We start from the raw sequence: 12465 nt of genomic DNA, 5'->3' as shown, positions 1-12465 counted from the left end.
CAATAACATCTTGAGAAACACCATTTGCAACATCATTTTTAATATTTTTGAACGAGTTGCTCATACCTGCAAGTGCATCGGCAACATTTGTATAGCTTGCCTCTTCAGCAACACCATCATCATTGAGTGTAACAACCGTGAAGTCTGGGAATGTCCACTTTCCACCTTCATATTTAGCACCACCACCAAAATATGAAGCAAGCATGTTACTCATTGAATAGAGCTGACCACCGTTAACAACCTCTGTTGACCCTTCTGAAATATTTCCTGCCATCACGCCAGAGATAATACGTGATGCACCTTCATTGTTTGCAACTGTAATTTCACTACCAGCTACATTTCCACCAATGGTGATAGTATTTGTGGATGCATCTTGTTTAACAAGACTGGTACTCTTAACCGCATCCGTAACTGTTTGAGTAATTCCAGTGATGACATCCTTATTGATACCATTAACGATTTCTTCCGTTACATCATCCAAGACACCATCTATGACACCTTGTTTAATATTGATGAAAGAGTTGCTTATACCTGCAAGTGCATCGGAAACACTTTTATAACTTCCCTCTACAAAAGCACCTTCATCATTGACTTGGGTAATCGTGAAATCTGGTAGTTTCCATTCTCCATCTTCATATCTAGCACCACCACCAAAATATGAAGCAAGCGTGTTATTCACCGAGTAAAGCTGCGAACCATTTATTGCATCAGATGAATCTACAGAAATCTGCCCACTGTCTACACCAGTAATTTTTCGAGACACACCACCACTATTTGCAACATCGACTACAAGACCAACTACTTCATTACCGATAGTAATGATATTATTGCTTTTATCCTGCTTAATAAGAAGATTATCTTTGAGAGTATCTCTTACATTATCAATCTTACTATTCAAATTTGTAAAAGCAGTATTGACCCCATCGAAAGCGCCAGAAACGTTATTATAACTCTGCTTATCACCGATCACTCCTTTAGAGTCTAATTGTACGACCTCGAATTTTGGCGCAACCCACACTCCATTTTCAAAATTAGCACCACCACCAAAATATGAAGCAAGCGTGTTGTTTACTGAGTAAAGCTGCGAACCATTTATTGCATCAGATGAATTTGCAGAAACCTGCCCACTCGCTACACCAGTAAGTTTGCGAGCCATACCGCTACTATTTGTAACATTGATTACAGTACCAAGTACTTCATTGCCAATAGTAATGATATTACTGTCTTTATCCCGTTTAATAAGGAGATTATCTGTTACATTATCAATCTTATTGCTCAAGCCTGTAAAAGCAGTGTTAACCCCATCAAAAGCACCAGCAACACTACTATAACTCTGCTTGCCGCTAATCAATCCTTTAGAATTAAATTGCACAATATCAAACTTTGGCGCCGTCCAATTTCCATCTTCATAACGAGCACCGCCACCTAAATATGTAGCAAGCGTGTTATTCATCGAGTAAAGTTGTGAACCATTTACTACATCAGATGAACTCGCAGAAATCTGTCCATTTTCTACACCAGTGATTTTTCGAGACACACCATTACTATTTGTGACATTGATTACAGTACCAAGCGCTTCATTGCCAATAGTAATGATATTACTACTTTTATCCTGTTTAAGCAGAAGATTATCCTTGAGATTTTCTTTTACATTATCAATCTTACTATTCAAATTTGTAAAAGCAGTATTGACCCCATCGAAAGCACCAGAAACATTATCATAACTCTTCTTTTCATCGGACAATACGTCGGAATTAAATTGCACAATATCAAATTTTGGCGCTGTCCAATTTCCATCTTCATAATGAGCACCGCCACCTAAATATGTAGCAAATGTATTACTTAAAGCATAAAGCTGACCACCCGTTACAGCTTCTGCTGAAGCGATAGAAACTGCCCCATCCTTAAGATTAGCGATTACTTTATTTCCAGCATTAATGCCATCGCTCGTGATTTTGGGACCTCCAGCTATTACCAAGCCAGTTGCATCTAAAACACTATCTCCTACTTTTACACTATCCAGCGTAATATTTTTTGCCAAATCAAAAGCTATTTTACTGTCTGAATCTTTTACAACTTTCAAATTGTCACTTGCAGCTGAAAAATCTATCTTACCATTTGGTGAAATGTTTTCTCCATTAACAGAGATATTCAACTCTAAACTTTCGGCATACTCTTTTAAAGCTTTCAACTGCGCAACATTTACTGCATCGGTTTCGCTGGTTCCTGCAGCTACTCCTGTAATCTGCCGCGTTACACCATTTTCAATATCACCAACACTAAAAGCACCCTTAGTGCTTACCCATGCAGCATTTTCACTTTCTAATGTCGTACTGATTCCAGGATTATACCCCGCAATGGAAGACCCAGTACGAGAAACAGCTCCCGCACCCACAGCAACACCACCTTCAGCGATTACCTGTGCGTTTGTACCAATAGAAACCGAATCACCTGTATCAGCCTGAGCGTGCGAACCTATAGCAATCGCATTTTCGGCTCCTGCTATTGCTTGTTTTTCATCAGAATCAGCACTACCTATTGCAATAGAGCCTTGAGCTTGAGCTTGAGCTCGCGAACCTATAGCTACCCCATAGTCTGCACTTGCAGTCGCTCTAGTTCCTAAAGCAACACTTTCTTTACCAGATGATAATGAAAGCCCACCCAAAGCGACTGCAGATTCTCCCGAAGCTTCCGATCCCACACCCATAGCAAAACTTACTCTTCCGCTAGCAAGTGCAGAAACGCCAAATGCCATTGCTCCTCCAGCCGATGCAGTTGCGCCCGAACCAAATGCTGTTGAATAATTCCCTGTTGCAGAAGATCCACAACCAGTGGCAAAAGAAAAAACACCATAAGCTTCAGGCGCAGCACTTACACCACCCGTTAAAGCCCCGATATAACCCTGTTTATCTTTGTTATAATTCCCCTGTTTACTATCGGTTACACCATAAGGATTTAAATTACCAAATGCTTGATTTTCAACAAATCTAATATATTGTTCCTCTGCAGTTATTCCCCCAGCGCCATGTGAACCGCCTCCACGACCAATAACAAGATCTGCGCCACAAAAATTCTGACCTTCAGTAGCACCAGCACCACCAAGACCACTTGTATTAGCACCAGCTAAAATAATACTACCATGATTACCTTGCACGGTGCCGTTCACTGTAGAATTATTTGCACTATAATTGGTCCCTCCTTGCCATGCAAAATTCGAAGCATAAACAGGAGATACGCTCGATAAAAGCACTGCCATTGCGGCGCTTAATGAAACCGTTGTAATTAAATTTGATTTTAGCTTTTTCATAGAATCCCCATAAGAAAAATTTTAAAACATAAAAAAAACATATTTTACAGTTATCATTGTTTATGTTTTTGAAATTCACGCAGTTTAGTGTGATGTGATGTGCTTTACTCAGATGCGTTAATGTAATGAGTGAGAGAAAGGCACGTTATAATAAATATAAAAAAGTCACATTTGTGTTTTAATGTAAATTTAGATAGGTGTTTAAATTTGTAGATAAATATAGACATTTTGTAAGGGTTACTTTTTTAAATTAAATGAGTGTGACAATTAGTAAGGTTATTTTTTAGAGAGATTGTCTTTTATATTTATGGATTATTACACGAAATAGCCGTAAAGTGGTAGTGGTTTTTTTGTCACTGTGTGAACTATTTGTATATTAAGAATTTTTTTTACGTTAAGAAATGCGTTTTTTGTGTGTATTGATTATTTCATGAAATTATAGCTTCAAAAGAGTTTGCAAAAGACTTTAGAGCTGTATTTGAGATATTTTCCCGCAAGATTATGATGTGTGATGATATTCTTTAGCAAGAGCTTTGAGGCTATAAGATATGGGGATATTTTTATATGAAGTAGCAACAAGTGTGCGTTCTGCTCCCTTACAGTTAAAGCTTAATCGTTGCATTAAATCAAAAAGAGCGTTCTAGATCGGTTAAAGTTCAAGTCTTGGAGAAGGAGGTGTTGAAGTCCTTGGTGGCTTTGGTAATTTATAAATGGCTGACGGTGACGTTGTAGAATCCGAAACAAAACCGCGGATGCACTCATTAAGAGTTTCCGCTGTAGGTTAATTATCCTAAAAATCTTCCATTCGATAATATGATAATATCATGTGGGGAATGTTTTAATTATTTCGAATAATTTTGACCAAACGAATCTAATAAAAAGTGAATAGAAAAACAATCAATAATAGTTTTTTTTCTATTTTTTGAATATTTCGTCAAGCGTAGAATTTTTTTGATTTTTTAGTAATTTTGGTACTGATTTCACTCTTTATTTGATTTTTTTCAAAGGCTTTTCAAAGCCCCCTCCCCCTTTTGTTACCAAATTTCAAATTTTTGCGATTTTTTTGCACTTTTTTGCATTTTCTTGTGTCAAAATCTTATGAATTTCCCTTTAATCTCACTTTTTTCGCTTAATATAACTTACTGTCAAGCTACACTCAAAATACGTCTCTCTTTAATATGTGTTAATAATCCTAATGTTGAGCTATCACGATTATTGGCTTTGTGTGTTCCACGAATGACAGATAACAATTCATTTGCAAGCTCTTTTCCCAGCTCAACACCCCACTGATCAAATGAATTGATATTCATTAAAACACCTTCAACAAAAACACGATGCTCATAAAGTGCAATTAAACGACCAAGCGTAAAAGGGGTCAGTAAATCTTGAATTAACATAATGCTTGGACGATTTCCTGTACAGCTTTTATGAATTGCAAACTTGTCTACCTCGTTATTATAAGTTTCACCGTTTACACGCCGAGCATCCTCAATCCCACAGCCTTTCATCAAAGCTTCTGACTGTGCTAAGCAATTAGCTACCAGCATATCATGCATATGATGTAAATCAGACTCATGCCCTTTTACAAATAAAATAAACTCCACAGGAACAACATCTGTACCCTGATGTAAAAGCTGGAAAAAAGCATGTTGTCCATTTGTTCCTGAACCTCCCCAAGTAACTGGACCCGTTGAAAAATGTATTGGCTTGCCATTTAAAGAAATATTTTTGCCATTTGATTCCATATCAAGCTGCTGCAAATACGCTGGAAGACGTGATAAACGCTGTGCATAAGGAATAATAGCTCGCGATGAATAGCCACAAACAACACGATGCCAAAATCCTAAAAGAGCAAACCGCACAGGAATATTTTCATGCAAAGGTGCATTTTTAAAATGTTGGTCCATTTGCTGAGCACCTTCAAGAAATTGACGAAAACCTTGACCCCCTATTGCCAACATGACAATAAGACCAACAGCTGACCAAACTGAATGACGCCCCCCTACCCAATCCCAAAATTCAAAAATTCGCGAAGAATCTATACCAAATTTCGTCACTTTATCGACTGCGCTCGAAACAGCAACAAAATGCTTCCCAATTGCCTCTTCCCGTGTATGCGAACTGATCCATTGACGTGCAACGTGGGCATTTTCTATTGTTTCAGCTGTAGTAAAAGTCTTAGAAACAATAATAAATAGTGTCGTTTCTGGATCCAAATTAGCAAGAATGTCAGCAATATGCGCACTATCGACATTAGAAACAAAGTGACAACGTGGTCCATCATGATAAGGCTTTAAGGCACTGGTAACCATTGCAGGCCCAAGATAAGAACCTCCAATACCAATATTTACAACATCAGTTATCCTTTTCCCACTGCTTCCTTTATAGCTACCATTACGAACTGTTTCAGAAAATTCTTCCATATGAGCAAAAACGGCTTGAATATCTTGAACAATATCGCGCTTATTCAAAATAAAAACTTCATTAGCAGGCAAACGCAAAATAGTATGGAGAACTGAACGCTTTTCAGTCAGATTAATAAGCTCACCAGAAAACATGGCTTCACGTCTACTTAATACACCTGCGACAACAGCCAAATTATCTAAGAGGCATAATGTGTGAGATGCTACACCGCATTTTGAAAAGTCAAAAAGAAAATCATCAAGTTTTAAAGAAAAATTGGTAAAGCGTTTTTCGTCTTTTGCAAAATGTTGACGAATATCACAAACTTTATCCTTTATAGCATGTTCTTTTAAAGCTTTTAAAGCATCCTCAAAGATTTTTTCATCGCGAATCATAAACTATATCTCCTATGGTCATCACCAATAGAATTTAAACACAGATGATAATAGGATAAAAAAAGCTCCTTTACTGCAACTAATTCTCACTGTCCATACACAAATGAAACAGTGAGAAATTAAAATGATAAGATCCCTAAATGACATCTTTTAAGAAAACATTTAAAAAATCTTTCGGCTATTTTGTGCCAAACAGATCATTCAGCTTGGCTTAATTCTCTCGCTAAACGTGCAGTTTCCTCTGCTTTTGGTTTCACAAAACGCCCAAGAAAGAGATAAACGACAGGTGTCACATAAAGGGTGCAAATAGTTGCCAACCCCAAACCACCAACAATGACCCAACCTAAAGCTATGCGTGCTTCCGCACCAGCTCCTTTTGCTAAAATCAAAGGAATCCCTCCTAAAATAGCACAAATCATTGTCATACAAACTGGACGAAGACGAATATTGGCTGCTTCCTCTACAGCTTCACGTACGCTTCTACCTTGGTCACGTAACTGATCCGCAAATTCAACAATTAGAATACCATTTTTAGCCATCACACCAATCAATAAAACCAAACCAATTTGGCTATAAATATTGAGACTAACACCACTCAAAAGCATAGCAATTACCGCACAACCAAGCCCCAATGGCACAGTAGCCATTATAATAAACCCTGAAATAAAACTTTCAAATTGTGCAGCTAAAACCAATAAAATGATTAAAAAAGCAACTCCAAAAACAATCGTTAAGTTGGAAGACGTTTCACCAAGCGTTGCAGCCCCTCCCAAAGGAATAATATAATTTTCTCCCGATAACAAAGGAGACGCAATTTCTTGCACAATCCGATAACCACTTCCTAATGCAACACCTGGAGCAAGATTTGTACTTAAAACAACAGCACTCATACGTTCTTCTCGTTTTAATTGAGGCGCAGTGGCTTTTTCATGCATGTCTGCAATAACCGACAAAGGAATATATTTATTATCTTTTGTTTTTAAAACAACATTTTCTAAATCGGCAGGATTATTGATAGGGTTTTTACGCGACATAAGTTTTACATCGTAAGAATGGTTGTCCACATAAATGGAGCCAATTTTTTTCCCATCCAACATTGCCTGCAACGTATTACCTAAATTGGTAATATCAATTCCTAAGTTAGAAGCTTTTTCTCGGTCAATTTCAATAAAAAATTGCGACTGTGTTGCATCAACGGTAAGGCGAGGACGAATAAAACGTTTATCAGTTCGTAAAGCATGCAGTAGCTCATCAGCAGTTGACTGTAATTTCGCATAATTATCTCCAAGAATTGCAAATTGTAATCCTTGACCAGTTCCCCGAACCCCTAAAGAATTACCTTGAGCAACAAATACAAACACTGCTGGAAATTGTTTAACTTTTCCATTAATATCTTTTACGATTTCTTGTTGGCTACGCGAGCGATTCTCCCAAGATGAAAGCAGTAAAATAAGGAAAGCTTTATTAGGAGAACCACCAAACCCCGCTATAGAGTAACTATTAGCAATCTCACCAGCATCACGCAATGGCTGCAAGCTCGCTTCAATTTGCTCTACCTGCTCATTCAGATATTGCGTTGACATTCCCTGCGGTCCATTAATAACCATTAGGACAGCACCCCTATCTTCTTCTGGCGTTAACTCGTGTTGTAGTTTCATATAGCTTCCAATACAAACACCAGAAAAAATAAGTGAAACAAAGATAACAGTCCACGGTCGCTCTAAACACCTACGCAAATTACGAGCATAACTCTCACTAAAGAAAGTACCTAATTTATCTAAAAAAACAAAATAGCGCGTACTCTTCCCATCATCTTCAACATGTGCTTTAAGAAAACGTGAAGCAAGCATAGGACAAAGCGTCAAAGCAACAACTGAAGAAAGCAAAACAGAAATTGCTAGCACAAAACCGAACTCTCTAAACAGCCCTCCAATTTGTCCAGGAAGGAAAGAAATAGGCACAAAAACAGCCACGAGAGTCAATGTTGTTGCCAAAACAGCAAAAAATACTTCTCGCGTTCCTAACACCGCTGATGACAAAGCACCAAGCCCCATATTGCGTCGTCGAACAATATTCTCAAGAACAACAATTGCATCATCCACGACAAGCCCAGTTGCTAAAACAAACCCTAAAAACGTTAAAATATTCAAAGAAAAACCTGCAAAATAAATCGCAGCAACTGTCCCAATGAGCGCTACTGGAATAGATAAGGCAGGAATAAGCGTTATACGAATGTCTCTAAGGAAAAGAAAAATGACTACAATCACACTAAGTATAGCAATGACCAACGCCGCTTCAACTTCATGAAGAGCACTCTTAATAAAAATAGCATCATCATTAATAATATTTACTTGCACAGAAGGAGGAAGAATAGCTTTAAGATGATCAACAACCTTTCGAATACCTTTAGAAATGTCAAGCACGTTAGATTGCGCCTTACGCACAATACCCAACCCAATTCCCGTTTCTCCATTCACGCGGAGAATAACTGTTTCTATATCAGGTGACAAAGTAACACGCGCAATATCACTAATACGGACATGAGGCTTCAATATAACTTGCTCAAAATCTTCTGGCGTCGTTAATCGAGCAGTAGCACGCACAATTAATGATTCTTTGGAATTTCGCAATGATCCCACAGGAGCATCGGTAGACATATCAGAAAGAACACGTGCGACATCTGCCACAGTCAATCCATAGCTAGCAAGCTTGGCTTGGTCCACATCAATCTGAAAAATTTTCGTGCGGGCGCTATCCACCTGTACATCACCAACACCGTCAACTGCAGAAAGCAAATCAACAATTTGATCGTCTACAACCTCTGTCAAATCATCAATACTCATCGTTGGTGAAGTCACCACTAAGTACATAATCGCAGCAGCGTCGGCATCTGCCTTAATAATCTGAGGAGAGTCAGCCTCTTTGGGTAAAGAGTTAGCAATGCGAGAAATAGCATCACGAATATCCGAAGCCGCAACATTGAGATCAACACCAACATTAAATTTAATCTCGATACGAGAACGACCAAAAGAAGATGTTGAAGAAATTGTTTTGACTCCTGAAACACGAGAAACCCCATCTTCTATAGTTTTCGTAACTTCACGATCAATTGTTTCTGCTGATGCACCAGCAAAACGTGTTACAATCGTCATCACTGGAATATCTACATTAGGCAATTCACGTATCTCAATGCCCACCCATGCAGCAAACCCTGCAATTATGATCATGGCATTCAAAACAAAAGTGAAAACTGGTCTACGAATAAAAATCCCTAGAATACCACCCTGCTCTGGCTTTGCCAAAGGTTGTCTCGCTTCAGATTCTTGAACCATTATGCATCATCCTGCCCATCAGCTGTCGATAATTTTTGTTGATGGACCGTTGAATCATCAATAATAACGCTGCCACCTGGGTAAAGCATTTGCACTCCCTGAATAACAATTTGATCACCATCTTCTAAAGGAGCTTCCACAAATACTTGATCTTCTTTATGTTGAATAATCGATACAGGGACGTATCCTACCTTACCCTCTTTTACACGCCAAACAAAAGATCCCTTACTGTTCCACTGAATTGCAAGAGGATCAACGACAGGAAAAGAGCCATCGAAAAACTGAAACTCTATAGAAAAAGACATACCAGACATAAGCACATCTTTTTCGTTTTGAATTTCAACTTGAACATGAAGTGTACGACTTTCTGCATCAATCTTATTGTCAAGTGCGTAAATATGACCAACAAAGGTTTTATCCGGTTGTTCGGTCAAACTTGCAACCACTTCATCTCCTTTATGAATGTGTGGTGCATATCGCTCAGGAATCCACACATCAACTAAAACGCGTTCCCTATTTTCAATACGACCTATTATAGTATTAAGAGCAACCGTATTCCCTATATCAATGGGTAAAATACCAACAACCCCACTAATTGGTGCACGAATTGTTCGTCGCTCAAGTGCTAAATCAGCATCACGCAAAGCCAAATTTGCGTTATCCAGTTCCAAGCGTGCAGCAATTTCCTGAACCTCTGTTGCAGTATTGGTAGCACGCAACTTAAGAGTCCTCGAAAGCGCTAATGCATTATTGTCACGTTGCACTTTTGCCCTTGCAACCGCAATTTCTTCCTTTTTAGAATCAAGCTTTGCAATTGAATCGCCTGCTTTCACTTTTGCTCCTGCAGATACATAAAGCTCATCGATCATACCAGCTGACCAAGGTGTTAGCTCTGCTGTCGCAATAGCTCGCCCACTACCAAGTGCATTAAACTGTTTATAAAAATCTTGAACTTTCACAGAACTGACGACAACATGCGATGAATGTATCCCCTTCGATACTTCTGATGTTGTATGTGATACATTTTCTTTTTTATCCACTGTAGGAATAGATTGTTCTGAACGGTGTTTTGACCAAAAATAGGCGGTGACCAGAACGATTACTAAAAATACTAATGGAACGATCTTTTTCAATGCCCCCATGATCTATCCTTGCTTCGTAATTAATACGTAATTTTTTTGAAATGCTCCTCAACAGCAATACCTGAATGCACAAAAAATGAATGTAGATGTAGACAATGCGCCCCAATCCCCACCAAAAAAAAGCATACTTCACCCAGTACTACGCTGCAAATCTGATTATAATTTCATAAATTAAACTGTCAAGTTAACTATTATCCATATTGAATTACACTGTGAACATAAAAAAATCACCATGCAAAAATCCAACTGGAGCTGAAAATATACTGTAATCTTTTTAAGAAAATATAACGAATGAGTAGATAAAAGTTTTATTTTCAGCAAGTTTTACTTGCAATTCCTCGATGAAACGATTAGGAACCCTTTATTCTTATAAATTATAATATAGCAAATTAAAAATGTATGCACCCGTAGCTCAGCTGGATAGAGCACCAGACTACGAATCTGGGGGTCAGGAGTTCGAATCTCTTCGGGTGCGCCATATTTAAGAAATTAAACTATAATCAGTTAATTGGCTGTTTTGGTTGTTCTTCAGTTCATAGAGCAATGTATCTTTCGTCGTATAATTTTAAACGCTATTGTTCGCATCGATTCTAAAGAATTGAATAGTGTGTGCCGTATGCTATAGATTATAATGATATAGCCATTATTCTTACAGCTTGATAATTATTAAAGCAGCAAAAACCGTTGTACCCTTATAACATAATGAAAAAAGTACAATCTTTCGGTAATTATCAAAAAATTTTGTTCAACCGATACCATTTTTTCAAAAAATACAAAAAATTCCCTCTCGGTATTCGATCAAACTGGAAAAATATGAAGTTTTTATATCGGACATCGCTTAAAAAATTTAATGTGTAAAACAGATATGAAGTAAATTCTTAATGAACCCCATATTCACCACTCAAGAGATCTTCTCTATATTCTTATAAAGAAACAAAAAAATTATTTGGATCTGCGCAATATTCGACCCAATAAAATTCCTACAATGAAAATTACAACAAAAATCGAAGCGAGTACCAACCAATCTTGTTTTGAGTAACAGTTCCAAACATTCCCAAGATCTTTTGTGTTACCAGCAACCTGAGTTTGACCAGAAACTATAGCCTTGCCAGAAATGACAGCATTGCCAGAAACATTGGCATAACCAGAAACTTGAGCATCGCCAGAGATCAGCGCCTTACCAGAAACTATAGCCTTGCCAGAAACATTGGCACTACCATCAATTACAGCATTATCAGACACACTGGCATCACCAAAAATTTTGGAATTACCAAAAATTTGAACATCATCAGAAATTTTAGCATTTCCGAAAATCTGAGCATTTTCAGTAACGTGAACTTTGCCATAAACTACAGCATCACCATAAATCTGAGCATTATCATAAACGAGAGCATTGCCGAAAATCTCAGCATTATCAGAAATTTTAGCATTACCATCAACCGTAGCATTATCAAAAACTTGAGCATTGCCAGAAACCTGAGCACGATCAGAAACTTTGGCATTGCCAAAAATCTTAGCATTATCGGAAACTTGGACATCTCCAAAAACCAAAGCATTATCAGTAAGCACGGCATTGCCAAAAACCTTAGCACCATCAAAAACCCCAGCTTTGCCGTTAATCATAGCATTATCAGAAACCTGAGCACTACCAAAAACCTTAGCATCATCGGCAACCCAAGCATTTCCAAAATGACTCAAATTCTTTTCTGACTCTATCCAGCCACCTAATGTTCCAGATTTTACGTCTCCAAAATCTCTAACTGCCTGAATTTTGTGAAGCACAGTATCATACCAAAGCAACGTTTGACCTGTAAATTTATACTTAGATTGCATAATAATAACTTTTCTCAAATAACCTTATTCTGAACTCATTTCACATTTGAAAT

At 37.9% G+C, this 12465-nt stretch carries 4 protein-coding genes, 1 tRNA gene and 1 pseudogene; 1 reads left to right on the top strand and 5 read right to left on the bottom strand.

All coding sequences use genetic code 11. The features are described 5' to 3' along the window. The 4 genes and pseudogenes from ACMFKV_RS01795 to ACMFKV_RS01780 form a co-directional block, all read right to left on the bottom strand. Window positions 1-3307: pseudogene (locus ACMFKV_RS01795) on the bottom strand (hypothetical protein); the annotation flags it as partial. 1145 nt (window positions 3308-4452) lie between these two features. Beyond that, window positions 4453-6105 (bottom strand): glucose-6-phosphate isomerase, encoded by a 1653-nt coding sequence (pgi, locus tag ACMFKV_RS01790; RefSeq protein WP_336288571.1) that lies wholly within the window; start codon window positions 6103-6105, stop codon window positions 4453-4455. Window positions 6106-6302: 197 nt separating this feature from the next. Then, window positions 6303-9437: an efflux RND transporter permease subunit gene (locus ACMFKV_RS01785; RefSeq protein WP_413154357.1), complete on the bottom strand. Its 3135-nt coding sequence runs from the start codon at window positions 9435-9437 to the stop codon at window positions 6303-6305. Continuing rightward, the gene (locus ACMFKV_RS01780; protein ID WP_413154356.1) at window positions 9437-10579 is read right to left on the bottom strand and encodes an efflux RND transporter periplasmic adaptor subunit; all 1143 of its coding nucleotides are present in this window, start codon (window positions 10577-10579) and stop codon (window positions 9437-9439) included. The genes ACMFKV_RS01785 and ACMFKV_RS01780 overlap by 1 nt, the downstream gene beginning before the upstream one ends. A gap of 401 nt (window positions 10580-10980) precedes the next feature. On the opposite strand from ACMFKV_RS01780, the gene ACMFKV_RS01775 reads away from it, so the two are divergent. Beyond that, window positions 10981-11057: transfer RNA gene (locus ACMFKV_RS01775), tRNA-Arg, on the top strand. A 464-nt stretch (window positions 11058-11521) separates the two neighbouring features. Here ACMFKV_RS01775 and ACMFKV_RS01770 read toward each other — a convergent pair. Further along, window positions 11522-12412 (bottom strand): LbetaH domain-containing protein, encoded by an 891-nt coding sequence (locus ACMFKV_RS01770; RefSeq protein WP_413154355.1) that lies wholly within the window; start codon window positions 12410-12412, stop codon window positions 11522-11524. Window positions 12413-12465 lie beyond the last annotated feature (53 nt).

This window comes from Bartonella propinqua, from assembly GCF_047263965.1.
Lineage (GTDB): Bacteria > Pseudomonadota > Alphaproteobacteria > Rhizobiales > Rhizobiaceae > Bartonella.
The sequence above is the reverse complement of the archived record's forward strand: the minus strand, read 5'-3'. Positions and strand labels throughout refer to the sequence as shown.

Coding starts and splice junctions, on each gene's coding strand:
- ACMFKV_RS01785 (WP_413154357.1), bottom strand. CDS start 9,437: ATGGTTCAAGAATCTGAAGCGAGACAACCTTTGGCAAAGCCAGAGCAG.
- ACMFKV_RS01770 (WP_413154355.1), bottom strand. CDS start 12,412: ATGCAATCTAAGTATAAATTTACAGGTCAAACGTTGCTTTGGTATGAT.
- pgi (WP_336288571.1), bottom strand. CDS start 6,105: ATGATTCGCGATGAAAAAATCTTTGAGGATGCTTTAAAAGCTTTAAAA.
- ACMFKV_RS01780 (WP_413154356.1), bottom strand. CDS start 10,579: ATGGGGGCATTGAAAAAGATCGTTCCATTAGTATTTTTAGTAATCGTT.